Here is a 26800-nt window from a genome sequence, read left to right on the forward strand (position 1 = left end):
GGTGCAAGATTGACTGTCGGTGGCAAAGCCCCGGCATTAGTGGAGGAGAAATCGTTATGAGGAATTTTCTGCTGCTCTCGACCACGATTGTGGTCGGGCTGCTTCCTATTGGCTACGCAAACGCTCAGGTCGAGAGTCGACTGTCGGCGTTCACCGACGTCTCGGACGAAACCTTGCTAAATCCGGGTGATGGTGACTGGTTGCATTGGCGCCGCACTTACGATGGCTGGGGTTACAGTCCTCTTGAGGAAATCAACAAAGAAAACGTCGGCGACTTGCAAGTTGCCTGGACATGGTCGCTGACCCCAGGGGCCACCGAGACCACCCCGATCGTTCACGACGGTGTGCTGTTCGTGCACAACAATCTCGACAAGGTGCAGGCGATCGATGGCGCGTCCGGAGATCTGCTCTGGGAGTACAATCGCGACCTGCCCGAAGACGTCGTGGCCGCAGGCACAGGCAACACCGCGACCAAGCGCAACATGGCGATCTATGAGGATATGATCATCCTCGCCACGAGCGACACGCACATCATTGCCCTCGATGCCCGCACCGGCCAGGAGGTCTGGAGCGTGGAACCGGCTGCGTGGAGTGATGGCTTCCGCTATTCGTCCGGTCCTCTCATCGCCGACGGCGTGGTGGTTCAGGGCATGACCGGCTGCGGCAATGCCCAGCCAGGCGGTTGTTTCATCACTGGTCATGATCCGGCCACCGGCGACGAGCTGTGGCGCTTCCATTCCATTGCGCAGGACGGCGAAGAGGGCGACACCTGGAACGACCTGCCCATCGAAAGCCGCCACGGCGCATCGGTGTGGCTGGCGGCCACTTACGACCCCGACACGAACACCGTCTTCAGCGGTGTGGGCCAGCCCTATCCGTGGATCGCCGAAATGAGCGGCCTGCTTCCAGCCGTCGACACGCCGGGCGTCAGCAATGACGCGCTCTACACCGACTCGACTCTGGCGCTTGACCCGCAGACCGGCGAACTCAAATGGTACTTCCAGCACCTGCCGAACGACACATGGGACCTCGATTACATCTACGAGCGCATCCTTGTGGACCTGCCGGTCGATGGTGAAGTGCGCGAGCAGGTGATCACCACCGGCAAGCTCGGCATCGTCGAGGCGCTGGATCGCAATGATGGCAGCTGGCTCTGGAGCGTGGAAACAGTGCCTCAGAACGTCATCTCGGCCATAGACCCCGAGACCGGCGATAAGACGATCAACGAGGAAACCATCCCGATGATCGGACAGACGACGTTCAACTGCCCCGCCGATCCCGGTGGCCGCGGTTGGCCGGCGACCGCCTACAGCCCACGGACGGAGACTCTGTATCTGCCTCTGGCCGAATTCTGCTCGAACACCACGCCGCAGCCCCTCGATCCGGGCCAAGCCTACACGGGTGGTGGCCGTGCGACATTCGCCCGCGTGGAAGTGCCCGACAGCGACGGCAATATCGGCCGGCTCGATGCCATCAATCTGGCCGACCACTCGACCGCCTGGAGCCACCGCCAGCGCTCGCCTATCACCAGTGCCGTTCTGCCCACCGGCGGCGGCCTTGTCTTCGCCGGCGACTGGAACCGCTATTTCTACGCGTTCGACGACGAAACCGGCGATGTGCTCTGGCAGATCCGCACCAACAACGCCGTAAACTCCTTCCCGATCAGCTATGAGGCCGACGGCAAGCAGTATGTCGCGGTAGCGGTCGGTAACGGTTCGAGCCAGGCGAGAGCGCTTGCCACGCTGACGCCGGAGTTCGTCAATCCGGCTGCAGGCTCGGTCCTCTGGGTCTTTACCCTGCCCTAACCGGCAAACGATCATTGGGGCCGCACTCTTGCGCGGCCCCAATCCTTTCGGAAAGCACCGCATTGACCCGATTTCGATTTGGCCCTGCCCTCCTCGTCGCGTTCGCCCTCGCGGCCGGCAGTGCGACCGCGCAGGACCGTCCTTTTCTCTACAACGAAGAAGATTTCGGGCGACCGGTCGACGGCACCGAACTCGATGTCTGCATCGATCAGCGCGATCCCGCATGGCAGATCGACGAGGCCATTGCCCGCGAGATCGCCGCCGTCCTGCTGCTCGATCCGCAGATTCACTATGTCGGCGGCGCCGCCGTCACCTCGCCGTTCGATGACGTCTATTATTACCTGCGCGCCCAATGCCGCGTGTTCTTTGGCTTCAAGCTGATTGCAGGCCACTACCCGGAATGGGTCGCCGTCACCCGAGCCTATTATGATGCCAATTATGTCTTTGTCGGCAGCGACCCGAACGTCGCGCGCCTAGGCGACTTACCGCCCAGAACCGCGATCGGCACGACCAGTGCGACCTCGGCCGATTTTCTGTTTCTGCAGTTCAACAATCTGCAGCCCACCGCACAACGCTGGCGGCGTATCCCGTTCGGCACCGACGCCCAGACGCTGAGCGCGCTCGAAAGCGGCACTATCGCCGCTGCGCTCGTCTGGGGGCCATCCCTGCTTGACCTCACCGATGGAGATGCTCTCCCCCCCGATGTCCAGTTCATCGCTCCCGACCCGGTGCAATTGTCGCCGATGCCCGTAGGCGGGCTGCTGCTGTCCACCGACACCTATCTGCGCCAGGAAATCGATACCGCCATCGTGGCCCTCCAGGCACAGGGGTATCTTGACCAACTCGTCGCGCAATACCCTTTCCTAAGCGTACCCGCCGCCCAGTGAAGCGCAGCCGCGTTTCCGTACCGGCCCTTCTCCCGCCTATTTCTGGCGATATCGGCTTGAACCATCAGGCGTTTTCAGCCACCACACACGCGACAACGTGCTTTCGAAGGCCAAGATTCAGGAGATACGCCATCCCAACCGACACTTTTACGCTCATCGGCATTGGCGTCGCCGCGCTGGTCGCTTTATGGCTGGTGTTTTCACTGGTCAGGAAGGTTTTTGGCTTCGTGCTGCTTGCAGCGATAGGCCTCGGCGCCTGGTATTTGTGGTCGAACCCGGAAACGGCTCAAGACCTTTTCGGCGTCGTCATGGACTTCTTTTAAAACCCATGCAGATGGGCCCGGGCGAAACCCGGACCCATTCTCGTAGTTCGTCTTAGATATTGTCTGCGACGACAACGCCGGTCGCAGCGCCGGCAGCGCCACCGAGCACAGCACCCGGGGTGCCCATGACGGACGCGCCAACCAGAGCACCTGCACCACCACCGACAGCAGCGCCAGTCAGGGTGCGTTCGGTCGAAGTACAAGCCGTCAGGCTCAGTGCACCGACGACGACGATGGCAAGAGATGCAATTTTCTTCATGTGGATCGATCCTTGGAAGAGTACAGAGGGCTACCGTATAACCCTCGTCCCGCCGCCTGGTTCCGCATCACCTGCCCGCGGACCATATTGACCCAGATCAATCCACCAACCGCCCATTGCGCTATACTGCGGTCACGCAGCAAGGAGACGTGCAATGTATTCGCATATTCTGATTGCCACGGACGGGTCGGACCTGTCGCGAAAGGGCCTCGACCACGGCCTCAAGCTTGCAAAACAACTGGGCGCGCGGGTGACGATCATTACGGTCACCGACATGTGGGCCGCCAGCGTTCTGGCTGAGGCCGGCCCCGCCACCATTGCCGATTATGAGGCCAGCCAGCAGGTCATGGTCAAAGAGGTGCTCGAAGAAGCCGCGCGCTTTGCGACCGAAAGCGGCGTCGCTTACGAAACCCGCCACATCCCCAATCGCTATCCAGCCGACGCGATCGTCGAGACGGCGCAGAAGGCTGCTTGCGATCTGATCGTCATGGCCTCCCATGGCCGCCGCGGCTTCCGCAAGATGCTGCTCGGAAGCCAGACCAATGAAGTGCTCACCACGAGCACCATGCCCGTCCTCGTCGTCAAGTAAGGTCACGCCCGACCACAGCCACCACCGTCATCCCGGGATTTATTCCCGGGATTCAGCGCAGCGCCGACCAAAAACACAAAATTCCAGGTCACCCGGAACCGTCGCGAACTATTCCACGGCGGCTTCAGCCTCAGTTCCGACCCTGGGATGCTCAAGCGTATCACCCGCCTCGAGCCCCAGTTCGGCCGACCGTCCACCGGGTATTTCGAGAACGAACCGCACGGGCTCACCTGACGGGATCGCGGTGCGGTCCATCGGCACGGCATTTTCATGAATGCGCGCGATTTCGCCATCGGACTTGATGAACAGCATGTCGAGCGGGATCAGCGTGTTCTGCATCCAGAACGCGACCGGCCGCTCTTCGAAAAAGTCAAACAGCATGCCAGCGTCGGGCGCGAGTTCCTCAACGAACATCAGCCCCCGCGAGCGCGTCTCGTCGGTATCGACGACTTCGACCGTAAACTCGTGCCGTAGATCGCCCGAAACGATCGTCGCCAGATCCTCGCTCTCCTGCGCAACAGCAGAAAACGCCAGCAATGACAGCCCCAGCGCCAGTCCAGCCTTGCGAAAAATTGCGTTCATCACACTACTCCCGATACCTTTCGGACGATCCCCCACGTTCGAGTCGGCGTTAGATTGCCGGTCGGTTGGGTCAGGGTGAGTCGAAAAGCGTGGCCTTTGAGAACCGGCGCGCAGCGTACGTTCGTACGTGAGCACCGGAAGCGCAGAAGGCCGCGCTTTGCAGGCCACCATCACCCAACTGCCCGGTAATCTAATGGGAGGATGGCGCGTCGCCCCAACCATCAGGTCGAATTTCGGCGACCATAAGGCCTTTGGGCCCATCGCCATAGCGGACGAGCACATACTGGCCGGGCCGCAATTCGGTCATCCCGTAGCGGCGCAGCGTTTCCATGTGGATGAAGATGTCGGGATGCCCCTCGCCGGCCGAGAGAAACCCGAACCCGCGCACGCGGTTGAACCACTTGACCTCGAGCCGCTCGAGTTTCGATGTCGGCTCCACCTGCACATGGGTGCGCGCAGCGGGCAACTGCGAGGGATGGCGCGCCGTCGAATCGTCCATGGACAGGATGCGGAACGCCTGAAGCCCGCCAGGGCGGTTCAGCGCCTCGACGACAATACGAGCGCCCTCATAGGCGGTCTGATAGCCGTCGCGCCGCAGGCAGGTCACGTGCAGCAGAACGTCGCCGCCGCCATCGTCCGGGATGATGAACCCGAAGCCCTTGCCCGCGTCGAACCATTTGATGCTGCCGGCCACTTCGATGACATCGAAATCGGCCCCATTGTCGAGACTGCCATCGGCATCGCCGGAGCGCGCATCGCGCCGCAGATCCCCTTCGGAGATCGGTCCGCTGCCGGAAGTGTCTTTCGCCCCCATCCTATACGCCTTCTCACTCACGGCCTGCGTCCTGCAGGTACTCTTACAATTGGCGCCACTGTGGCCGATTCAGAAGCAAAAGTTAAGGACCATTCATAATTTTGTTGACGCCCGTTAACCATATATCTCGCCGCGCGCGGGACTTGGCCCGCCGCCCTGCCCTCTGCTAACGTCCGCGCCTCTACAATAACAGGGAGCCTTGCCGTGAAATACCTTCACACCATGGTGCGCGTCACCGATATCGAAGAGAGCCTGCGGTTTTACCGCGACGGCCTCGGCCTTATCGAATCGCGCCGCACCGAAAGCGAAAAGGGCCGCTATACACTGGTCTTTCTCCATGCCCCGGGCGACGAGAGCGCCAAGGTCGAACTGACCTATAACTGGGACCCGGAAGAGTACACCGGCGGCCGCAATTTCGGTCACCTCGCCTATCGCGTCCAGGACATCTACGCGCTGTGCCAGCATCTGGCCGACATGGGCTACACCATCCATCGCCCCCCGCGCGACGGCCACATGGCCTTCGTGAAATCCCCGGACGGCATTTCGATCGAATTGCTGCAGGAGGGCGATCGCGAACCGGCCGAACCCTGGGCCTCGATGCCCAACACGGGCACTTGGTAAACGCATAACCAATAATTAACCACGTGAGTTGACCGGCGGTTAGGCAACCGCCGGTTATTTTTATGCCTGTGGTTTGGGAGCACCAGTGCGCCAAGAGGCTTCGAGCCGGCGCGCGAACGCGATTTATGGCCCACTCGAACACCAGGTTTTTGTTTCATGCGCACTCTTGCCAGTCTCGTCGTCATGGTTTGCCTCCTCGGCGCCTGTGCACCGATGGCAATGTTCGCCTCCTCATCGGGCAGCGGTTACTCCGGCCTGCGCACCGATTGGGGCACCTTCGTTTCATCCAGCAACGTCAACGCCTTGTGCCTTTCGCCCAAGCTGCGGTTGCTGATCTGGGATTTCGAGGGCCATTTCGGCAAGAAGGTCGTGATGAATTCGGGCTATCGCACCCCCTGGCACAACGCATCGGTCGGCGGCGCGGAAGCCTCTATGCATACCAAGTGCATGGCAGCCGATTTCTACATCCCCGGCGTCCAGAAATCACAGCTTATCGCCTATGCCCGGTCGAATGGACTGACCGGTGGCCTGGGGTGCTATCCGGGCCGCAACTTCATTCATGTCGACGTCCGCGACCGTCCGCGCGGCTATACCGGCCCGGTCACTTTCAGCGGCTGTTAAAAAACGACTTTTTTGAGTTTTTGGTATTGCGCATTGCAAATCACCCCCCTATACACCCGCTCACTGGCTGACACGGTTTCGCTTCGGAACCGAGACAGACAAGCGCCCTTCGTCTAGCGGTCTAGGACGCCGCCCTTTCACGGCGGAAACACGGGTTCGATTCCCGTAGGGCGCGCCACTCTTCTCAATCTGTTTTGGAAGATTTGGTGGTCCCCGGTTGCCTAGACACACCGGGGGCATTATCTATGCCGGTGAAACAAGTCCCCCGCGCCCTTCGTCTAGCGGTCAGGACGCCGCCCTCTCACGGCGGTAACACGGGTTCGATTCCCGTAGGGCGCACCAATCCTCCCCTTATCCTATCCATTCTGCCGCGCGCGTCATGCGCTCGCGATCGGTCGCGTTGTCCATGGTCGCCAAAGCGCGGACCATGGCGAGACGCGCCTGTTCGCGCGCTGCGGTCCGAAACGTTTCCTTGCCCCTTTTGCTAAGCGCCTCCAGCGACTTTTGAAGCCGCACCTGCACTTCGATATGTCCTGCGCCATCGCGTGCCATCGGCATGAATGCGTCCTCAAACAGATCCTCATCCTTGAGCGGCGGCACGTAAACGGACGGATGGGCGACCTCGTCGACGCCCCTGCCCCCCTCGTCGCTCCAGAGCGTCATGAGCCGTGTCAGCCGTCCGATCACATCGATCGCGGTTCCGGAGTCGTTGATGGCCTGCGATAGCGCACGCGAGGCGATTTCGCTCATCACGGCCAGGCCGAATCTCGGGTCCTGATCGAAACTCCGCTCATCGGCGATCGTGAACCCGGCCCGCACAGCATCGATCAGCGCCTCGACATCGGTTTGCCCATCCTCCAGACGCACCCTCGCAACTTCCTGGCCGGGATGTGCGAAACTGCCCGGCACCGAGGCGATATGGACCGTGCATCCATGTGCCTTGCAACACTCCGAAAGCGCGCCGATGTCGATATGCTGGACGTATCCCACTTCTCCCGCAAACACGGGCAACGCATCGTCGGGCAGCGCGACCAGCGGCCTCCCGCCAAGATAGGGATCGGCGATCCGCGCCTCCATGGCGTCTCGCGCCGCCTGCTCCACCCTCTGGGTCGTCTCCCCGACGCGTCCGAAGCGCGTGAGATAGTCGATCCAGCGCAGCAGCGAGACCACGATCAGAACGATCACGCCGATCGTCACGATGAACAGGATCACCCGCCCCCGATCGCCATAGGCGCCGGTCTTGAGCACCACGATGCCGACGATCGAGAACAGGAACGATCCGATAAAGGTCGAGAGCACATTCTGCGTCACCCTGTCCTGCATCAGCAGTTTGGTGGCGCGCGGCGTGACATTGCTGGTGGCTGCGCCATAGGCCGAGGTCATGACGCTGAGCGAAAAAGTCGTCACGGCCAGCATCGAGGAGGCAATGATATTGAGAATGTCGTCGACGGCGTCGGCGCCGATCAGATCGGGGATTTCCCAAGGCACGAACCGATCGACGACCAACGCCAGAACGGCTGCCACCGCCCCAAGGATTCCGATCAGCGTTGCCCTGATCCAGAGCTGCCGCGTTAATTGCGTCAATATCCAGCGCCAGCGTGCCATCGCGTCCCCCTCCGAGCCCAATACCTTACGGCATACAATGGCTTGGCAGGGAGATTCGTTCACATATCACAAAGGACCGGTGCGCTAGCCGTTTGCGAACCGCAGCCGGGTGAACGCGCCATTGCGGTTCTCCATGGAGAACACCGCGCCGATCTGCTCGGCAAAGCGTTGGGCCACGACGAGACCCAGGCTGCGGGCCTGCCGCAGTTCAAAGCCCTCGGGCAGCCCTTTGCCATCGTCGGCGATGGTCAACAGCACGCCCTCGTCTGCCTCGCGCCTGAGATCGATCGAGATGGTGCCACGCTCGCGCCCCTCGAAGGCATGCTCGAGGGCGTTCGATACGACTTCCGTCAGGATCAAGCCCACGGGCACAGCGCGCTCGGCGCTCAAGAACAGTTCGTCCGCCTCGACCATGCACACCACTTTCCCACCGGTGCCCGAGGCATCGACGATATCGTGGCACAGTTCCTTGATGAAGGTGCCGAACGGCAATTGCTGCCCGTTGGGATCGTGGAGCTTTCTGTGAATGTTGCCGATCAGCGCCAGCCGCGTCGCTGCCTCGTCCAGCGCCTTGCGCGCGCCCTCGTCATCGACGCTGTTGCGCTGCATGCGCAGCAGCGCCGAGACGACGGCCAGATTGTTGGAGATGCGATGCTGCATCTCTTCAAACATCAGGTCGCGGGATCGGGCGAGCTCGCGGCTCTTCTGGCGCTCGGACTCCAGCGCGCCCATCGAGCGGAACATGTAATGGATCACCGCCAGATCGACCGTCATGATGACGACGAAGAACCCCAGCGCCAGCGCCGTGGCATCCGTGATGGCAAATGTGTCGAATGGGGGGATAAAGAAATACCAGGACGCAATGGTCGAAAGGACCGCCACCGCTATTCCGGGCGCCAGTCCGCCCACGAAGGCTGTCAGGATGACCGCCGGGAAAAAGGTCAGGAACGGGTATCCGGGCGGCAGTGTACCGTCGAGGATGTCGCGCAGCAGGAATGCCACCGCGAATGCAACGACGCCGAAGCCCCAACCCAATTTCGTTCCATGGGTATCGAGCAGGCGGCGCAGAAAGCTGCGCTCCGCCCTCTCGGACGTCTCAGTCATGGCTACGGGCCCCAGTTATCGATGTGTCGGCCAGCCGCCCCGCTTTCCAGACACCCAAATTTTAGCAGGCTCGCGCCAATCCGCAAGCCGCATGGCCCGAATTTGGCCACAGATCGGCATCGAAAATTTTTTGCTGCGCCTGTTCGCTCTGCCGACCCCCTGCTAAAGTCGCGCCACCAACCCCGATTTCAGCATACGGATTTCCCAGCAATGACAGACGCCAACGCTACGCTCGATGCGGTTCTTTCCCATGTCGATGCCAATATCGACGCCAGCCTCGAGCGCCTGTTCACCCTGCTGCGCATCGCGTCGATCTCCACCGACCCCGCCTATGCCGGCGAAGTCAACACCGCAGCCGAGTGGCTGACCCATGAACTCCAGGGCCTCGATTTCGACGCCGCCGTGCGCCCCACTAAAGGTCATCCCATGGTCGTTGGCCATCAGCGCACCGAAAACGGCCCCAACGTCCTGTTCTACGGCCATTACGACGTCCAGCCCGTCGATCCCATCGAGCTTTGGACCAGCGAGCCGTTCGAGCCGAAAATCGCCGAGGAAAATGGCCGCAAAATCATCCTCGCGCGCGGGTCGTCGGACGACAAGGGCCAGCTGATGACCTTCGTTGAAGCCTGTCGCGCTTACAAATCCGTCCGCGGATCGCTTCCGCTTGGCGTCACCATCCTCTTTGAAGGCGAAGAAGAATCCGGTTCTCCCTCGCTCGATGCTTTCCTCACCGCCAACGCTGACGAACTCAAATCCGACATCGCGCTCGTTTGCGACACCGACATGTGGGACACCGAGACTCCCTCGATCATCACCATGTTGCGCGGGCTGGTTGCTGAAAACATCACCATCCAGGCCGCCAGCCGCGATTTGCATTCGGGCATGTATGGCGGGGCGGCGCGCAATCCCAATCAGGTGCTGGCCGAAATCATCACCTCCCTGCGCAATCCCGATGGCTCGGTTGCGGTCGAAGGCTTTTACGACGATGTCGAAGAACTCCCCGACGCCGTCGCCGAGCAGTGGAAGCGGTTGCCGTTCGACGACAAGGCCTATCTCGGCGATGTCGGCCTTGCCGAACCGGCCGGCGAAAAAACCCGCTCCGTTCTCGAACAGATCACCTCGCGCCCGACCTGCGAAATCAACGGCATGTGGGGCGGCTACACCGGCGACGGCTTCAAGACAGTGATCCCCGCCAAGGCATCGGCCAAGATTTCCTTCCGCCTCGTTGCCAATCAGGACCCGCACAAGATCCGCGCTGCGTTCCGCAAGCATGTCGAAGCGCGCCTGCCGTCCGATTGCACAGTGACCTTCCACGAGCACGGCGCCAGCCCGGCCTCGCTCGTCCCGTCCGATGGTCCCATGCTGCAAAAGGCCCTCGGTGCCCTCACCGACGAATGGGGCCGTGAAGCCGCCGTCGCCGGCTCGGGCGGCTCGATCCCCATCGTTGGTGATTTCAAGCGCAAGCTCGGCATGGATTCTCTCCTCATCGGCTTCGCCCAGACCGACGACCGCATCCACTCCCCCAACGAGAAATATAATCTCGAAAGCTACCACCGCGGCATCCGCTCCTGGGTCCGCGTTATGGATGCGCTGGCGAAATAAGCGCCCCAAGAAAGCCTAGAGTCCGGCTATTGCGATTTCCTCTTGCAGCCATGCAAGGAAAGCCGCGATGGCCGGACGCTCGCCCGCCTCCGGCGTCGTGACGAAGTACCAACTGCCCTCGGTCGGACAGTCCGGCCCAAACGGACGCACCAGATGGCCGTGCGCAAGATCGTCGGCCACCAGAACGCGCCGCCCGAGCGCTACGCCCTGCCCGGCAATCGCTGCCTGTATCGCCATACCGGTATCGCTATAGCCTGGACCGCGGGAGGCGAGCTTTACGTCCAGCCCCGCCGCCTCCAGCCATGTTCCCCAGTCCGGGCCATCAAGGGGCGAAACTAGCGACGTGTCGTGGATCAGCACATGCTCTGCGAGGCCACGCAGCGTCTCAAGCGGCGTTTGCCCGGCGCGCAGGCTCGGCGCGCAGACCGGAAAAACGGCATCGTCCATGAGCTTGGTGGACACCAGACCATCATAGACGCCCTTTCCCGCCCGTATCGCCACATCGATGCCTTCGCGATGTAGGTCCACGGCCCTCTGCGTCGTCGCAATCATCGGGTTGATTTCGGGGTGCAGCGCCTGAAACCGGTGCAGGCGCGGTATCAGCCACTTGCTTGCGAACGAGGAGAGCGTCGATATCCGCACGATCTTTTCGCCAGACGTTTCGGAAATTTCCCGCGTGGCCCGGCGCATGGCGGCAAAAGCCCCGTCAATCGCCTGGAAGTATCGCTGCCCGGCATCTGTCAGTGCCAATTTGCGATTGCGCCGCACAAAGAGTGACACCCCAAGAAACTCCTCCAGCGCCCGGATCTGATGGCTGACGGCCGCCTGGGTCACAAACAGATCCGCAGCCGCCGCCGTGCACGACATCCGTCGCCCCGCCGCCTCGAAGGCACGCAACGCCGAAAGTGGCGGCAGTCTGTCACTATTTCGCATGAATTCATTTCATCCAAACGACAAAAACTATGAATTTGTCCCACATGGCGCACGCCCCTACTCTGCCGGTCAACAGAGAAGGTAAATGTGTCATGCAGCCGATCAGCCGCTCTATCCGAGACTATCTTGCCTTACGTCGGCTAATGAATCAAATCGCAGTCTGGCGACGCCGCGCAGACGACCGCCGCCATCTTGGGCGCCTTGGCGCGCACGCCCTCAAGGATATGGGCCTCAACTGCACCACCACGGCGCAGGAAGCGCGAAAACCGTTCTGGCGCCCAATCCTGCCCGATGCAGACTGATCAATGACTGTTGGCAAATAGCTGAGACCCCTCACTACCATGCGAGCGCGACAACACGCTTCGTTTGCTCCCAGCGCGCAAACAGCCCGACGCAACCTGATCCACCCGCCGTCCGTTCCGTAGTGGATTGATAAACAATCATGGCAAGGGGCGTCGGATGGCAAAGATCGCATGGGTATTGGGCGGTGGTTCAGGCATCGGCGCGGAAACCGTCAAGCAATTGAGCAAACGCGGTTGGACGGTCGCCATCTCGGGTCGCCGCGAGAGCCCGCTTAATGCGCTGTCGGCAAGCCACGGCGCTCGACCCTACCCGCTGGACGTCACCGATGTCGATGCCGTCAAAGCTACAATCGGCAAGATCGTCGGCGATCTGGGCAAGATCGACCTGATGATCTTTTCCGTCGCGGCGTGGGAGCCCGGAAAGCCCGGCCAGTACGATTATGAATCCTACGCCAAGGTGATCGACACCAATCTTTTGGGCGCCATGCGGGTGCTCGATCCGTTGATCGCCCAGATGCGCAAGCAGGGGTTTGGTGAGATCGCGCTCGTGGCCTCGGTCGCCGGCTATTTCGGCCTGCCGCGCTCTGCCGCTTATTCCTCAGGCAAATCGGCGATGATCACCTTGGCCGAAACCATGCACACCGAACTGGCGCGCGACAACATCGCTGTCCGCCTCATCTGCCCGGGCTTCGTCAAGACCGACCTCACGGCGAAAAACGACTTCCCCATGCCCTTCCTCATGGAAGCCGAAGATGCCGGCAAAGCCATAGCCGACGGGCTGCTCAACACCACAAAGTTCGAAATTGCCTTCCCCCTGCCCTTCGTGCTCATCCTCAAAGCGCTCCGTTTCCTGCCCTACCCGATCTTTTTCGCCCTGATGAAGCGCCTGATCGCGGACGACAAACAAAACTAAACCATTCGGTTTGTCATCAACGCCCTGCGTTGATACTAAACCTTATGGTTTTACGTTCTGATCCGCAGCTCGATACGATCTTTCAGGCGCTGGCCGACCCGACGCGCCGCGCGATGCTGCGCAGCCTCGCGGCGCATGAGCGGTCGCTGTCGGAGCTGGCGTCCCCTTTTGTCATGAGCTTTCCCGCCGCCTCTAAGCATGTGCGCGTACTGGAGGGCGCCGGGCTCGTCACGCGGCGCGTCGAGGGCCGCACCCATATCTGCGCACTCAACGCCGAGCCGTTAGCCGCCGCCACCGATTGGCTCAGCTTCTACCAGACCTATTGGAGCGATAAATTCGACAGGCTCGACGCCATCCTGACCGCCGAACCGGAGGAGAAATGATTATGGCCAAAACGATGACCCCGTTCCTGATGTTTGAAGGCAAGGCGGGCGAGGCGATCGATCTCTACACCAGCCTTTTTCCAAATTCGGAAATCGTCCACATAAGCAAATACGGCCCCGACGGTCCCGGCCCGGAGGGCACGATCATCTCTGCGCTCGTTACCATAAACGGCCAGAACGTGATGTTCTCGGACAGCTTTGTCAGCCACGGCTTTACCTTCACGCCGTCGATGTCCTTCTGGATCGATTGCGCCGACGCCACCGAGCAGGACCGCCTGTTCACAGCGCTCGAACAGGGCGGCCAGACCTATATGCCGCTCGACAATTACGGCTTTTCAACCCGCTTTGGCTGGGTCGGCGATCGCTTCGGCATCACCTGGCAACTCAACCTGGCGTGAGATCATGAACCGGGCTCCCGACCGCTTCCTGCGCATGACGCGCCGCTACAAGGCACCAATCGAACGCGTCTATAATGCCTGGCTCGATCCGCGCGTAACACGCACATGGCTGTTCACATCATCCGCGAGTGACTCCAACTCCACCGAGATCGACGCCCGCGTCGGCGGCAAATGGACGATCACCGATGTGCGCGAAGGCATCACCTATACGGCGCTCGGGGAGTATCTCGAACTCGATCCCCCGCATCGGATCGTCTTCACTTTCGCCATGCCTCAATTCTCGCCCAACAGCGACACGATAACCGTCGAGCTGTCCCAGGACGGCGATGAGACCGTGATGGTCTTTACTCAATCGGGTGGCGATATCGCTTCCGAGCTCGAGAATCTGCCCGAAGACGAGACCCAGACCAGTGAACACGGCTGGAACCTCATGTTCGTCGCGCTGGGGCACGCCGTCGAAGCCTGACCATAAGAGAGGGCGGTCCGAAAACCGCCCCTGAACTTTATTCCGTCACGACTTCAGCGCTCTCGATCAGCGCCGTCAACTCTTCGAGTTCAGCGGTGTAGGAGCCATAGGTCCTGATCCACCAGGCCGGCCAATCCCCGACCTGCCCTGCGGCAACGGACGGCATACGCGCCGCAAGCGGCTGTGCGTCGACGGTGGCTCGCATGTCGTCACCGCTGCGGTCGTCCAAGAGCAGGACGTCAGTGCGATAGATATCGGCGTTCTCCCAGCTCAGAACGCTCCAGTACTCGCCTTCCGGCGCGTCCGGAACGACCACGTCCAGCCCCCAATTGGTGAAATCCTGAAGCTCTGCCGACCCCGAGGGCGCAGCCACCATCAGGCTATCTTCACTGGCATACGCGGCCATGACCTTCAGCCCCGGGTTGGCGGCGGCGGCCTCCGCAAACGCGGCACGCGCCGTCTCAAAGGCTTCGCGGTCGGCGACAATTTCCGGCGCATTCAGATCGGCGCCCAGCGCCTCGGCAAGCGCGCCATAACGCTCGATAATCTCCAGGACCGAGCCCCCCTGCTCGATGCCGATGATCGGCGCGACGCTGGCGAACTGGCCCTCGGGACCCATCTGGTCGCCACCGCTATAGCCGTCGGTACGCGGCCACCATTCGGTGACGATCAAATCGGGATCGAGCGCCAGAAGGCTTTCGGGTTGCAGCTGGTTCCAGGCCGTGCGGATCACTTCGATCCCATCGAGCTCGAACTCGGCAAGGCTCTTGTCAGAGGCGCTTTCGTCGGTGAACACACCCACCGGTTCGATCCCGAACTGCATCAGCCCAGCCGCCGAAGACGAAAACGCAACGATCCGTTCGGGCGGATTGTCGAGCGTCACGGTATTGCCGGCAGCGTCGGTAAAGCTCCACTCCTGGGCGATAGCCACGGAGGCACAAAGCGCAGCGGCAACAAGGGCCAATGCGCCGGACTTCATCAATCGATTCACGTCAAAACTCCTTAGGTCGATAGGGAAACGGCGTCGACGTGAGGGATCGAGCCACGGGGGATGATCATCGGCGTTCCCGCCAATGGGTCATTGATGATGATGCAGGGCAGACCAAACACCTGTTCAACGAGATCGGCGGTGACGATCTCGGCCGGCGCGCCTTCCGCCACGATCTGCCCCTCCCGCATCGCGATGATATGGGTGGCATAACGGCAGGCGTGATTGAGGTCGTGCAGCACCGCCACCACCGTGTGCCCCGCCGCCCTGTTCAGCCCGCTCAGGAGTTCGAGCAGCTCGATCTGGTGGGCGATATCGAGATAGGTCGTCGGCTCATCAAGCAGCAGCATCGGCGTCTGCTGCGCCAGAACCATCGCCACCCACACCCGCTGGCGCTGCCCGCCCGACAGCTCGTCGACAAGCCGGTGCGACAGCTCGGTGATCTTGGTCGCTTCCATCGCCCCCATCACCGCTTCTTCGTCGGTGACCGACCATTGGCGGATGAATTTCTGATGTGGATAGCGCCCGCGCGCCACGAGATCCGCCACCGTGATCCCGTCGGGCGCAATGGACGTCTGCGGCAACAACCCCAGTCGCCGCGCCACTTCCTTGGCGGGATAATGCGAAATCGCCTTGCCATCGAGCATCACCTGCCCCTCCGAAGGCTGGATCAGCCGCGACAGCGCTCGCAGCAGCGTCGACTTTCCGCACGCATTGGCACCTACGATCACCGTAAATCCCTTGTCGGGGATATCGACGCTGAGTTGCTGTGAGATTACCCGCTGGTCGTAACCGATGGTTGCGTTTTGCACCGACAGCCGCGAGGACCCGGCCAGCGTTGCGGGATCGATATGTCTGTTCACTGGGTCACCACTCATTGCCGCTGCGCTTCCCGCACCAGCAGCCAGACGAAATAGATGCCGCCTATGCAGACGGTCACGACGCCCACCGGCAATTGCGTCGGCGCGAACGCCCGTTGCGCGAGAAAATCGGCCGCGACGAGCAGCACAGCGCCCACAGCCGCCGACGGGATCAGCGCCACACCTGCAGCCCCCGTAATCCGCCGTGCGATCTGCGGCGCAGCGAGCGATACGAACGCAATCGGCCCGGCCACAGCCGTGGCCGTCGCCGTCAGCGCCACACCGAGCACAAGTAGCGACAGCCGCACCAGCTCGACCCGCGTACCCAGCGCCCGTGCCGCATCGTCGCCCATTTCAAGCTGTTTCATGGGCCGCTCCAGCATCAGCACCAGCGGCACGATCAGCGCGAGCACGATCAGCGAGGGCCAAAATTTATCCAGCCCCAGACCGTTCAGCGACCCCGCGCCCCACACCGCGGCCGTCATCGCCACCTCGAGATCGGCGCGTAGCATCAGCCAGGTGTTGAGCGAGGTCAGCATGGCCGAAAGCCCGATACCGACGATGATCAGCCGAAACCCCTGCACGCCCTGCCGCCACGCCAGGCCATAAACGGCCAGTGCCGTGGCGATCCCTCCGGCGAGCGCGCCGCCGGCGATCTGATAGTAATTGCCCGAAAATCCGATGATCACGATCAGCGCGCCGCTATAAGCGCCGGCGTTGAAACCGATCACATCGGGACTGCCCAGAGGGTTACGCGTCAGCGACTGGAAGATCGCCCCGCTCATTCCCAGCGCCGCGCCAAAAACCAGCGCCAGCAGCGCGCGCGGCAACCGCCATTCGACGACAACCATATGCACGCGCCCCTCGGCCTGCCCGAGCAGCGCCCCGAGGACCTCGCCGAGCGGCACCTGATATTCCCCGCTCGCCAGCGTCAAAAGCGTGAGGACCAGCGCGATGGCAACCATCAGCGCCACCAGCCCCGTCACCTTCATATCCAACCGAAACGTCAACCGCCCGTCGAACAGGCGCACCACGCGGGTTGGACGGCCGAAATCGATGGCGCTCATAGCCCGCTCACCCTGCGCCGCCGCGCCAGCATGATCAGCACCGGCGCACCGATGAACGCCGTGACGATCGCCACCTGCACTTCGCCCGGCCGCATGATGATGCGTCCCACGATGTCGGACACCAAAAGCAGCACCGGCGCGAGCACCATGGTATAGGCCATGATCCAACGCTGATCCGGCCCCACGACCCACCGCGCCACATGGGGCACCATCAGCCCGACGAACCCGATCGGCCCTGCCGCTGCCGTCGCCGCGCCCGCCAGAAGCGTCACCGCGACCACCACGATCGTCCGCACGCGCACGATATTGGCGCCAAGCGAACGCGCCAGATCGTCGCCCAGCGCTACCGCATTGAGTGGTCGCGCGACGATCGCCGCCAGCGCCAGCCCAACGACAATGAACGGCGCGACAGTCACCACCGCCTCATAGGTTCCCCCGCTCAACGCCCCGGCGCTCCAAAACCGCATGCGATCGAAAGCCGACGGGTTGAGCAGCGTCAAGGCGGTCGAAACGCCCCCCAATATCGCGCCGATGGCCACCCCGGCCAAGGTCAGCGACACCGGCGTCGCGCCCCGTCGTCCCGTGGAGCCGACCAGATAGACCGCCACGGTGGTGATCACCGCCCCGGCAAAGGCAAACCAGATGTAAGACTGCAAGGACGTCAGCCCGAAATAGCCAACCGCGATCAAAACGAAAAACGTCGCGCCGGCATTCACCCCCAGTATTCCGGGGTCGGCCAGTGGATTGCGCGTCAGCGCCTGGATCAGCGCGCCCGAAATCCCCAGTCCCGCCCCAACCAGCAGCCCCAGCAGCGTGCGCGGCAGGCGCAGGCTCTGGATGATCGCGTGATCATTGGAATCGTCATAGGCAAACAGCGCATCGATCACCACCGGCAGCGCGATGTCGCGTGATCCGATCGCGATGCTCGCCAGCACCACGATCCCCAGCACACTCAGACACGCCAAAAGTCCAAGCGCGCGCGCCGCATTGCTCGCGGCAACGCCGGGGCGCCTTGTGGCTTGGCTGTGTTCGGCGATGGATGTCACGGGCGCTAGCGCTCCGGCTCAAACGGCGGATCGGCCCTAGCTATATTTTATGATTGCGCCAGTCAAGTTAGCTTGCATAAGGCGCTGTGACCCTTGCACTCACCACTCACGCTCTCTTGAACGAAACGGAATCGCCCCGCCCCCGCGCCTTTGCGCGCCGCCCGGTGGAAAGCGCTCAAGTTTTTCCATTTCGTCAATATTTCGGAAACTGTTTGGGCAGAAAACCTTGATGCTTATGGGTATGTATGGAGTCCCCCCAAATGCTTAAGACGGTCATCACAGCGGCCGCGATTTCGGCCCTCTTGCTCGGCCAGGCCAGCGCAGCAGACGCGCTCGGCACGGCCCCCTCTTACGGCCCCTATGCCCCGAGCTTCGGCGCGCCGAGCTCCGGCTTTGGCGGGTTCTACGCTGGCGGCAATGCCGGCTACAGCCGCGGCGAATATGCGCCAGACAATGCCGCCGATCAGAATATCGAAGGCTTCATGGGCGGCGTACAGGCCGGCTATAACGCCGATCTCGGTGGCCTCGTCGTCGGCGTCGAAGGCGATTACCAGCTCTCGGGCGCACGCGAAAGCGAAACCCTGATCGGCGGCGACGAACTCACCGTCGGCATCAATCACTTCGGCACAGTGCGTGGACGTGCAGGCTTCGATGTCGGCGGCATCATGCCTTACGTCACCGGCGGTATCGCCTTCGGCGACGTCGGCTCCAAACTCGAAACCGCCGCCGGCCCGACCATTTCGGAATCCGAATATGGCTGGGGCTGGGCCGCTGGCGCCGGTATCGAGGCCATGGCCGCGAACAATCTCTCGCTCAAGGCCGAATACCTCTATGTCGGCTTCGGCGACCTTGAACTCTCCACCGGAAACGTCGACGCCAGCGCCCACACCGCCCGCGCCGGCATCAACTTCCACTTCTAAGCGCTACAAAACCCCGGGCCTCACCGCCCGGGGTTTTTCTTTGCCCGCGGTACAAGATGGTGAGCCCAGCGCCTCACCCACACCACCGTCATCGTCGGGCTCGACCCGAGGACCCAGTAGCGCCGGCTAAAGCCAACGATCTAGGCGCCTCTGCGCGCCTTAAACCCGCCGATACTGGTAAATCCCAACATCGATCGTGCCCTCGGCGAACCCCGCCTCGCAATAGCTCAGATAATACAGCCATTTGCGCTTGAATATCTCGTCATAGCCGAGCTGTTCGATCACCGGCCAGCGCTCCAGAAACGCGTCGCGCCACAGCCGCAGCGTCTTGGCATAATCGAGCCGGAAATTGTCCACCTGCTCGAGCACGAGGCCGGCCTTTTCGGCGACGTCCTTCATCACCGTCTTGGTCAGCAGCATGCCACCGGGAAACACATAGCGCTGGATGAAATCGGGATGCGCCTTGTAGTCGGGGAAGTCGGGCTCGGCGATGGTAATCGCCTGGATCGCCGCCGTCCCGCCGGGCTTAAGCCGATCATGCACCGTCCTGAAATAGTCGGGCCAGTGCTCCTCGCCCACCGCCTCGATCATCTCGATCGACACCACATGGTCGAACGCCCCGCGCGTATCGCGATAATCCTCGAACACCAGCGTGCCTAGATCGTCCAGACCCTGCCGCTCCAGCCGGTCGACGCCATATTTGAGCTGCTCGCGCGAGAGCGTAATCCCCCGAACATTGGCGCCACTCCGCGTCGCCATTTCGGCAAACCCGCCCCAGCCGCAGCCGATTTCCAGAACATGGCTGCCGCGCGTAATCCCCGCCATCACCATGATGCGCTGATATTTGGCGCGCTGGGCTTCCTCGAGCGCAATATCCTGCCCGGCGAAATAGGCCGAGGAATAGGTCATCGAAGGGTCGAGCCATTCGGCATAGAAATCATTGCCGAGATCATAGTGCTCGGAAATGTTTTTCTGGCTGCCTTCCTTGGTATTGGGCCGCGACATGTGCCAGGCCAGATCATGCGCCGCGCGCTGGAAAATCCCTGGATTGGCCTTGAAGAACACTTCGCGGTTCAAAAGGAAGAACCTAAACAGCGTCGTCAGATCCTTGATCTCGATATCGCCCTGCATATACGCCTCGGCGAACCCGAGCGTGCCCCGGCGCATCGCGGCCTTGAGCACCTTGAAATTTTTCAGCCGCAGGAACGCGTGCAGCCCCGATTTCGGATCCCCCAACGTCCGCGTCCGCCCGCTCGGCAGCGTCACCGTAATCGCGCCATGCCGCGGCATGCCCACCATCGCCGAGCCGAGCTTTTCGAGCAGCAAGGATTTGATCCGCGTCCCCAGTCCAATCTGGGGCTGCTGATGCTCGAAGGCGGTCTGGCTCATAATCTCTAACGTCTCCCGCGCCCTCTGGCGCCCTATCTCACTGACAACATATACGCTTACGTCGCCCGCATGGTTTCGGATTATCGAAACCGCCGGAGATTTTAGCGGCGATGGGGTGGGATGCAAGCGGGGGCGGTGGCCTTGTCTGACGTCATCGTCAGCGCCAGGGCCACCTCGCCTGCTAAGTCCTCGGGTCGAGCCCGAGGATGACGAGGGTGGATTTGGTTAGGCTTCAATGCCTGCTCGCCCCACCACCAACCTATGATCCTGCCTCAACCGCATCAAATCTGCACCAAACCAGGCAGTTGCGCTCCGACCGTCACCCCCGGACTTGATCCGAGCTTCCAGCCGCCCACGCCGGACCCTATTTGCATCCGCTCGCCGCCCCATCCCACAGTCACCCTCGGGCTCGACCCGAGGGCCCATCCAGCGCCGCCCCACCCACATACGCCGATGCGACCACATCGACGAAACCCCCGCGTTCAATCGCACGCGCTACTGGGTCCTCGGGTCAAGCCCGAGGATGACGGGAGGGGGTGTGGTTAGCAGTGAGAAACGGAACGGCGGCCTTTAGCCCATGCTTCGCTCTTGCAAACGTGCAGCCGCTTGTTTGGTCGCCATTCGTCGCTTGCTTATGAAGGGCGCAAGCTTATCGCGGGTAGCCTCGACAAGCTTTTGCGGAGCTGAGCGCGGGGATCCAGCAGCGAATGGTGGAGCCGGATCATACTCCATTTGCAGTTGTATCTCCTGCGCGATTTCTTCGCCCATAAGATCAGCGACAACGGTGAGAGCGAAGTCGATCCCCGACGTCACACCCGCTCCTGTCACACGATTTCGGTCCTTAACAACCCGTTCTGCAATCGGAATCGCTCCCAGCAACTCAAGCTGATCAATGGAAGACCAGTGGCAAGTCGCCCGATATCCTTCCAATAGACCCGCCGCAGCGAGCACCAATGAGCCAGTGCAGACGGAGGTCACCAACTTGCACTCGGGACTAATCCGACGAAGAAAATCTAAAGTCTGCTCATCACTCATAAGGTCGATCTGCCCTGGTCCTCCCGGTACGCAGATGAGATCGAGCGAGGTGCATTCATCGAAGAGCCTGGTTGGCAAAATCGACATTCCACGGTCCGAAGAAACAGGCTCCAGAGATTTCCACAGCAAGTGAACCGAAGCACCTGGCACCCGATAAAAAACCTCCGCAGGGCCAGTTAGGTCAAGTTGGGTCAGCTTGGGGAATAGAACAAAACCGATTTGCATGACACTTGTCCCTCGGGCGATCTTGAATGGGGCTCGATAGTCCACTGTTCGACAACTGCACGGCTAGACGGAAACCAAGAGATCTCAAAAAGCTGCGGCCGCGCAAGTATCATCGCTTTAAATTATACACTGCGAGAACGACGAAGAGACCCGTCGATCACGCCCCACCCCTACCCCGGCACCGCCGCATCAATAACCCTCAGCTGCACGCTCTCGCGCCCCTGCCAATGGTCGATGTTCAGCGTCCCCGCCACGTGCAGCCTTTGCCCGTCGCGCGCCTTCAGCAGCGCTTCGCCCAGCGGCGATCCTGCCGCCCGAAACGCGATGGCCTTTAAATTCGCGCCGTCGCCCGAACCGATCGTGCAGCGGACATGCCCACCGGCGCCGACGATTTCGGCGAATTTCACCTGATGGGCCGGAAAGGCAAAGACCGGGGTTGAATTGCCGGCCCCGAACGGCCCGGCCTGCTCCACCGTGCGTACGAAATCGGGGTTTGCGCCCCGCGCCGTCAGCGCCGCGTCGATCTTGCACCCGTCCGATGCTCGCGCCGCGAAAACATCGTCGGCGAGCGTATCGACCATATATTGCCGGAACGGCCCCAGCTGCCCCGGCGCCAGCGTCACGCCCGCCGCCATGGCGTGCCCGCCGCCCTTGGCCAAAAGCCCGCCATTGACCGCGTCGATCACGGCCTTGCCCAGATCGACCTTGGGGATCGAGCGCCCCGATCCGGTCCCGCCGCCGTCTGCCCCCAGCGCAATGGCAAAGGCCGGGCGCCCGAACCGCTCTTTCAACCGCGCCGCGACCAGCCCGACGATGCCCTGATGCCAATCGGGCGAAGCCGTCACCAGCACCGCCGGCCCCGGCCCGTCGCCAATCTCCATTTCAGCCGTCGCCACAGCCTGCTCGACAGCCGCGACCTCGATCCGCTGGCGCTCGCCATTGAGTTCATCGAGCCGCTGCGCCAGCGTCAGCGCCTCATATTCGTCAGCGGTCGAGAGCAGGCGCGCGCCGAGCCCGGCATCGCCGATCCGCCCCCCCGCATTGATGCGCGGCCCGAGCATGAAGCCAAGTTGATACGCATTGAGCGGCCCCGACACCCGCGCGGCGATCGCCAGGCTCGACAGCCCCACATTGCCCCCGGCTCGCATGACTTCGAGCCCGCGCGTAACGAATGCCCGGTTCAGCCCCATCAGCGGCACCACATCGCACACCGTCGCCAGCGCCACGAGATCGAGCATCGCCATCAGATCGGGCAGGCCCGAAACCCCGCGCTGGCGCAGGCTCCGATTGGTCGCCACCAGCACCATGAACGCAACGCCCGTCGCGCAGAGATAGCCCAGCCCGGAAATGTCGTCGCGCCGGTTGGGGTTGACCAACCCATCGGCGTCGGGCAGTTGCGCCGGCGCCAGATGGTGGTCGATCACCAGCACATCCACCCCGAGATTGCGCGCGTGTGTAATCGGCCCATGGCTCGCCGTGCCGCAATCGAGCGTCACGATCAGCCCGGCGCCTTTTGCGACAAGGCTCTCCATCGCCGCGTTGTTGGGCCCATAGCCCTCAAAAATCCGGTCGGGAATGTGGAACGGCGCGTCGATGCCGAAATGGCCGAGATAGCGCAGCATCAACGCCACCGAAGACGCGCCGTCGACGTCATAGTCGCCGAACAGGCCGATCGTCTCCTTGCCCATGATCGCATCCGCCAGCCGTTCGGCCAGCCCATCCATGCCCGCCAGCGTCGAGGGATCGGGCATCAATTCGCGAATCGAGGGCGCGATAAAACTCTCGGCGGCCTCGACGCTCACCCCACGCGCTGCGATGATCCGCGCAAGGATTTCCGACATCCCCGTCTGCTGGCTGATCGCCCCGGCCATGCGCGTCGCGGCGGGGTCGAGCCTGTCGATCCAGCGCTTGCCGGTGACCGATTTTTCAACGCCCAAAAAGGCTTCGGTTTCAAGTTTCATGCCCCGACCTATATCTGCGCCGCCGCACAAGATCGATAGCCAAACGGCACCGGCGCACACGCCGCATCTTTGCCGCGATTGCCGCCCATCTGCGCGCCACGCCGTCGCATATGGGAACTGACACGGTCCTTCCCCCGTTTTGCGGCTATAGGCCCGCAAGGGCACCATTTATTTCGAGGGTTTGTCCATGAACGCTAAATTGCTTTTGCCTTTTGCCGCCGTCTCGATGCTGGCACTCGCCGCGTGCGAAAACCGCACCGAGGCCCCTGCCGTTCCCGATCCCGATGCCGGCAATCCCAACACCGCGTCCGAAGCTGTCGAAGACATCGACACGACCGATGAGGTGATGTCGCCCGAGGAATTGCAGCAGCGCCGCGAAGAGATCGAGGCCGAGGCTCAGCAGACGTTCGAATCGATCATGGAAGACACCCAGCAGGCCGGCGACAACCTCGTCGAAATGGGCAACAACGCCATGGACTCGATCAGCAACAGCGTGGACACCGCGTCCGATGCCCTCGCCACCCAGATCGATGCGCTCGTTGAAAACGCCGCCGAAGTGCGCGACGACAACATGACCGACGCCCAAAAGCTTCAGGTCGTCACCAACGTCCGCAACACCGCCGAAGAAGCCGCCCGCGCCCTCGGCCGCACCGAAGCCGAAATCATCGCCGCCGGCGATTCCGCCGAACAACGCACCCGGGCCGTGATGGGGCTCTAAGCGCTAGGACAGACGCGATGCACAGAGTTCCCCCGGCCTTTTCCCTCTCACATTAGGCGAAAAGGTTGGGCGAACAGGCCCGCTGAGTGGGTAAAATCCCGCGACACCCCACCCCGTCATCCCGGCCTTGAGCCGGGACCGAGTATGCTCCGAACCAATTGGCGACCGCCGTCGATAATATCACCACCGAGCATACTGGATCCCGAATCTTCGCCCGGGACGACAATAGTGGCTGCTTGCGCGCCGATGGTCACCGCGATCGGTGTTCACAACAGTCAGCGCTCAAACGCGCCCCACGTCATTGAGACCTGGGGAACGCCCCCCGACCGTCACCCCGGGATTTATTCCCGGGGGGGGCCAGCGGCAACGCTCATCGAACGCGCGGACGCATCACTTCTTCGGCTTGGGCTTTTTATAAACCTTGCCGTTTCCGCCATCGGTCTTGGGTTTGTATTTCGGCTTGCTCGGTGCCCCATCGGGCTTGGCGCCCTTGAACTTGGGCTTGCCCGGCGCACCTTCCGCCCCAGCAGGCTTGTATTTGGGCCTGCTCGGCGCTGCATCCGCAAATTCGGGATTATACGGCGCCTTGCCCTTGTGCTTGGGCTGGCCCGCAGGCGACCACGCGGTCTTGCCATCCACCCGGCTGATCGTCACGCCCTTTTCCAAGCGCTGGTTCAAAGCCTGCTGCGCGAACGCATTGGCCGCATCGCTGGCAATCTCGAACCGCGTCTCGTTCTCGTCGATCTTGATCGAGCCGACTTCGCGCTTGGTCACCCCGCCCGCCTTGCAGATCATCGGCAGGAGCCATTTGGGGTCGGCGCGATGCTTGCGCCCCAGCGAGAGCGTGAACCATACCCCGCCGACCATATCGGGCCCGCGGGCCGGACGCTCGGCGAATTCGCGCGGCTCGCTCCGCTCAAAGCCCTTATCCTTGCGCCGTGCCTTGGAGGGCATGGAGGGATCGACCTGCGACACCTCTTCGGCTACCGGCCGCAGCGCCATCTGCTGGCGCAAAAAGGCCGTCGCCAGCTTTTCGGCCGGCACTTTGGCCACCAGTTCGGCAACGAACTCGGCTTCGGTCTCGTCAGGCTCGGCGGCATCCATGCCCGCCGCCAGGATCTGGGCGCGATAACGCGCTTCGATCTCGGCGATGGTCGGCGCCGGCGCCACTGTCGCGCTCAGCTTGGCAAAGCCCAGAACCCGCTCTGCCGCCTTGCGGCGATGCTCTGGCACGATCAGAACGCAAACGCCCTTGCGCCCGGCGCGGCCTGTACGGCCCGAACGGTGCAGAAGCGTTGCCGGATTGGTCGGCAGATCGGCGTGGATCACCAGATCGAGGTTCGGCAAATCGATGCCGCGTGCCGCAACGTCGGTCGCGACGCACACATGCGCGCGCCCGTCGCGCATGGCTTGCAGCGCGCTCGAGCGCTCCGATTGCGCCAGCTCGCCCGACAGCGCCACGACGGAAAACCCGCGATTGGCCAGCCGCGCCGTCAAATGCCGCACAGCCTCGCGCGTGTGGCAGAAGACCAGCGCGCTCTTGCTCTCCGACATCAGCAGCGTGTTGATGATCGCGTGCTCGCCTTCGTCGCGCCGTACCAGCGTCATGCGATATTCGATATCGGCATGCTGTTCGGTCGCCGCCGTTGCGGTAACGCGGACGGCATCGCGCTGGAATTTCTTGGCCAGTTCGGCAATGGCGCGCGGCACAGTGGCCGAAAACAGCAGCGTACGCCGCTCTTCGGGCGCTGCCGCCAGAATGAATTCAAGATCTTCACGAAAGCCCAGATCGAGCATCTCGTCGGCTTCATCGAGCACCACGGCCCGCATGTCGCTCAGATCAAGCGCGCCCTTGGTGATGTGGTCGCGCAACCGGCCCGGCGTTCCAACGACAAGATGGGCGCCACGGTCAAGCGTGCGCCGCTCGGTGCGCATGTCCATACCGCCAACGCATGTGGCGATGCGGATGCCGGCCTTGCCATAAAGCCAGTCGAGTTCACGCTGCACCTGCAGGGCCAGTTCGCGCGTCGGCGCGATCACCAGCCCGAGCGGCAGTTCGGCGGCTCCAAACTGCTCGGCATCGCCAAGCAGCGTCGAAGCGATCGCGATGCCGAAGGCAACGGTCTTGCCTGATCCGGTCTGCGCGGACACCAAAAGATCGGCGTCGGCATGCGCATCGTCGAGCATGTCCAGCTGCACGGGTGTAAGCTGCGTATAGCCCTGTGCCGCCAGTGCAGGAGAAAGGGCGGCATGGACTGTGTCCGGCAAACCTGCCGGGGTGTCATTTGTAGATTGTGTCATTTCGGGGTCTCTGTGAACGGGCCGTATAACAGCCCCGGCGCCATTCGGCCAGCGCCCTGGCGCGCATTGCCCATGCGTGAGGC

Annotated in this window: 27 protein-coding genes and 2 tRNA genes; 15 read left to right on the forward strand and 14 right to left on the reverse strand. The window is 62.3% G+C overall.

Going from position 1 to position 26800, the window contains the following annotated elements; all coding sequences use genetic code 11:
* The first annotated feature begins 56 nt into the window (after positions 1-56).
* On the forward strand, positions 57-1805 hold the full coding sequence (locus tag BLR31_RS11535; RefSeq protein WP_090596403.1) for a pyrroloquinoline quinone-dependent dehydrogenase: 1749 nt from the start codon (positions 57-59) through the stop codon (positions 1803-1805).
* 62 nt (positions 1806-1867) lie between these two features.
* Positions 1868-2692, forward strand: a complete 825-nt coding sequence (locus BLR31_RS11540) for a substrate-binding periplasmic protein (protein WP_176762629.1) — start codon at positions 1868-1870, stop codon at positions 2690-2692.
* A gap of 375 nt (positions 2693-3067) precedes the next feature.
* Here the strand turns inward: BLR31_RS11540 and BLR31_RS11550 are convergent, their stop codons facing one another.
* Positions 3068-3274, reverse strand: coding sequence for a hypothetical protein (locus BLR31_RS11550; RefSeq protein ID WP_090596412.1), 207 nt, complete (start codon positions 3272-3274; stop codon positions 3068-3070).
* 154 nt (positions 3275-3428) lie between these two features.
* Between BLR31_RS11550 and BLR31_RS11555 the strand changes: the two genes are divergently transcribed.
* Positions 3429-3863 carry a universal stress protein gene (locus BLR31_RS11555; RefSeq protein WP_090596415.1) on the forward strand — a complete coding sequence of 145 codons (435 nt, stop codon included), beginning with the start codon at positions 3429-3431 and terminating at the stop codon, positions 3861-3863.
* Positions 3864-3971: 108 nt separating this feature from the next.
* Here BLR31_RS11555 and BLR31_RS11560 read toward each other — a convergent pair whose 3' ends face one another.
* Together BLR31_RS11560 and BLR31_RS11565 are read right to left on the reverse strand one after the other, a co-directional pair.
* The gene (locus tag BLR31_RS11560; protein WP_090596418.1) at positions 3972-4445 is read right to left on the reverse strand and encodes a DUF192 domain-containing protein; all 474 of its coding nucleotides are present in this window, start codon (positions 4443-4445) and stop codon (positions 3972-3974) included.
* Positions 4446-4635: 190 nt separating this feature from the next.
* Positions 4636-5259: a cold-shock protein gene (locus tag BLR31_RS11565; RefSeq protein WP_090596779.1), complete on the reverse strand. Its 624-nt coding sequence runs from the start codon at positions 5257-5259 to the stop codon at positions 4636-4638.
* A 204-nt stretch (positions 5260-5463) separates the two neighbouring features.
* Here BLR31_RS11565 and BLR31_RS11570 point away from each other — a divergent pair, with 204 nt between their 5' ends.
* The 4 genes from BLR31_RS11570 to BLR31_RS11585 all read left to right on the forward strand — a co-directional run bounded on the left by BLR31_RS11570 (position 5464) and on the right by BLR31_RS11585 (position 6843).
* Positions 5464-5880 carry a VOC family protein gene (locus BLR31_RS11570; protein WP_176762630.1) on the forward strand — a complete coding sequence of 139 codons (417 nt, stop codon included), beginning with the start codon at positions 5464-5466 and terminating at the stop codon, positions 5878-5880.
* 156 nt (positions 5881-6036) lie between these two features.
* A complete protein-coding gene (locus BLR31_RS11575) occupies positions 6037-6501 on the forward strand; it encodes a YcbK family protein (protein WP_090596424.1) in 465 nt (154 codons plus the stop codon).
* A 102-nt stretch (positions 6502-6603) separates the two neighbouring features.
* A tRNA-Glu gene (locus BLR31_RS11580) sits at positions 6604-6679 on the forward strand.
* Between the two features lie 89 nt (positions 6680-6768).
* Positions 6769-6843: transfer RNA gene (locus BLR31_RS11585), tRNA-Glu, on the forward strand.
* A gap of 9 nt (positions 6844-6852) precedes the next feature.
* On the opposite strand, the gene BLR31_RS11590 is transcribed toward BLR31_RS11585, so the two are convergent.
* Together BLR31_RS11590 and BLR31_RS11595 are read right to left on the reverse strand one after the other, a co-directional pair.
* A complete protein-coding gene (locus BLR31_RS11590; protein ID WP_090596427.1) occupies positions 6853-8106 on the reverse strand; it encodes a DUF2254 domain-containing protein in 1254 nt (417 codons plus the stop codon).
* An 84-nt stretch (positions 8107-8190) separates the two neighbouring features.
* Complete coding sequence (locus BLR31_RS11595) at positions 8191-9210, reverse strand: sensor histidine kinase (protein WP_090596430.1); 1020 nt, start codon at positions 9208-9210, stop codon at positions 8191-8193.
* 210 nt (positions 9211-9420) lie between these two features.
* On the opposite strand from BLR31_RS11595, the gene BLR31_RS11600 reads away from it, so the two are divergent.
* Positions 9421-10812 (forward strand): dipeptidase, encoded by a 1392-nt coding sequence (locus BLR31_RS11600; protein ID WP_090596433.1) that lies wholly within the window; start codon positions 9421-9423, stop codon positions 10810-10812.
* A gap of 15 nt (positions 10813-10827) precedes the next feature.
* On the opposite strand, the gene BLR31_RS11605 is transcribed toward BLR31_RS11600, so the two are convergent.
* Positions 10828-11745 carry a transcriptional regulator GcvA gene (locus tag BLR31_RS11605; RefSeq protein ID WP_090596434.1) on the reverse strand — a complete coding sequence of 306 codons (918 nt, stop codon included), beginning with the start codon at positions 11743-11745 and terminating at the stop codon, positions 10828-10830.
* Between the two features lie 92 nt (positions 11746-11837).
* On the opposite strand from BLR31_RS11605, the gene BLR31_RS11610 reads away from it, so the two are divergent.
* From BLR31_RS11610 to BLR31_RS11630, 5 genes are all read left to right on the forward strand, one after another.
* Positions 11838-12047: a DUF1127 domain-containing protein gene (locus BLR31_RS11610; RefSeq protein ID WP_176762631.1), complete on the forward strand. Its 210-nt coding sequence runs from the start codon at positions 11838-11840 to the stop codon at positions 12045-12047.
* Positions 12048-12204: 157 nt separating this feature from the next.
* Positions 12205-12960 carry an SDR family NAD(P)-dependent oxidoreductase gene (locus BLR31_RS11615; protein WP_090596440.1) on the forward strand — a complete coding sequence of 252 codons (756 nt, stop codon included), beginning with the start codon at positions 12205-12207 and terminating at the stop codon, positions 12958-12960.
* A 44-nt stretch (positions 12961-13004) separates the two neighbouring features.
* Positions 13005-13343, forward strand: coding sequence for an ArsR/SmtB family transcription factor (locus BLR31_RS11620; RefSeq protein ID WP_090596443.1), 339 nt, complete (start codon positions 13005-13007; stop codon positions 13341-13343).
* A 2-nt stretch (positions 13344-13345) separates the two neighbouring features.
* Positions 13346-13741: a VOC family protein gene (locus BLR31_RS11625; RefSeq protein WP_143009380.1), complete on the forward strand. Its 396-nt coding sequence runs from the start codon at positions 13346-13348 to the stop codon at positions 13739-13741.
* A gap of 4 nt (positions 13742-13745) precedes the next feature.
* Complete coding sequence (locus BLR31_RS11630; RefSeq protein WP_090596448.1) at positions 13746-14207, forward strand: SRPBCC family protein; 462 nt, start codon at positions 13746-13748, stop codon at positions 14205-14207.
* Between the two features lie 37 nt (positions 14208-14244).
* Here BLR31_RS11630 and BLR31_RS11635 read toward each other — a convergent pair whose 3' ends face one another.
* The 4 genes from BLR31_RS11635 to BLR31_RS11650 are packed head-to-tail and all read right to left on the reverse strand — an operon-like array spanning position 14245 to position 18168.
* On the reverse strand, positions 14245-15198 hold the full coding sequence (locus tag BLR31_RS11635; RefSeq protein WP_143009381.1) for an ABC transporter substrate-binding protein: 954 nt from the start codon (positions 15196-15198) through the stop codon (positions 14245-14247).
* A gap of 11 nt (positions 15199-15209) precedes the next feature.
* Positions 15210-16058, reverse strand: coding sequence for an ABC transporter ATP-binding protein (locus BLR31_RS11640; RefSeq protein WP_483145419.1), 849 nt, complete (start codon positions 16056-16058; stop codon positions 15210-15212).
* Positions 16059-16069: 11 nt separating this feature from the next.
* Positions 16070-17122: an iron-enterobactin ABC transporter permease gene (gene fepG / locus BLR31_RS11645; protein ID WP_090596456.1), complete on the reverse strand. Its 1053-nt coding sequence runs from the start codon at positions 17120-17122 to the stop codon at positions 16070-16072.
* The gene (locus tag BLR31_RS11650) at positions 17119-18168 is read right to left on the reverse strand and encodes an iron chelate uptake ABC transporter family permease subunit (RefSeq protein ID WP_090596459.1); all 1050 of its coding nucleotides are present in this window, start codon (positions 18166-18168) and stop codon (positions 17119-17121) included. The genes fepG and BLR31_RS11650 overlap by 4 nt, the downstream gene beginning before the upstream one ends.
* A gap of 260 nt (positions 18169-18428) precedes the next feature.
* Here BLR31_RS11650 and BLR31_RS11655 point away from each other — a divergent pair, with 260 nt between their 5' ends.
* Entirely contained in the window at positions 18429-19088 is a 660-nt protein-coding gene (locus tag BLR31_RS11655) for an outer membrane beta-barrel protein (protein WP_176762632.1), read from the forward strand.
* Positions 19089-19247: 159 nt separating this feature from the next.
* Here the strand turns inward: BLR31_RS11655 and BLR31_RS11660 are convergent, their stop codons facing one another.
* From BLR31_RS11660 to recJ, 3 genes are all read right to left on the reverse strand, one after another.
* Positions 19248-20477, reverse strand: coding sequence for an SAM-dependent methyltransferase (locus BLR31_RS11660; protein ID WP_244505034.1), 1230 nt, complete (start codon positions 20475-20477; stop codon positions 19248-19250).
* Positions 20478-21047: 570 nt separating this feature from the next.
* Entirely contained in the window at positions 21048-21737 is a 690-nt protein-coding gene (locus tag BLR31_RS11665; protein WP_090596465.1) for a DJ-1/PfpI family protein, read from the reverse strand.
* 170 nt (positions 21738-21907) lie between these two features.
* Positions 21908-23698 (reverse strand): single-stranded-DNA-specific exonuclease RecJ, encoded by a 1791-nt coding sequence (gene recJ, locus BLR31_RS11670; RefSeq protein ID WP_090596468.1) that lies wholly within the window; start codon positions 23696-23698, stop codon positions 21908-21910.
* Positions 23699-23885: 187 nt separating this feature from the next.
* Here recJ and BLR31_RS11675 point away from each other — a divergent pair, with 187 nt between their 5' ends.
* Entirely contained in the window at positions 23886-24416 is a 531-nt protein-coding gene (locus BLR31_RS11675; protein ID WP_090596473.1) for a hypothetical protein, read from the forward strand.
* A gap of 390 nt (positions 24417-24806) precedes the next feature.
* Here the strand turns inward: BLR31_RS11675 and BLR31_RS11680 are convergent, their stop codons facing one another.
* Positions 24807-26717 (reverse strand): DEAD/DEAH box helicase, encoded by a 1911-nt coding sequence (locus tag BLR31_RS11680; RefSeq protein WP_090596476.1) that lies wholly within the window; start codon positions 26715-26717, stop codon positions 24807-24809.
* Positions 26718-26800: the final 83 nt, after the last annotated feature.

It is taken from the genome of Pelagibacterium luteolum, from assembly GCF_900100665.1.
GTDB lineage: Bacteria > Pseudomonadota > Alphaproteobacteria > Rhizobiales > Devosiaceae > Pelagibacterium > Pelagibacterium luteolum.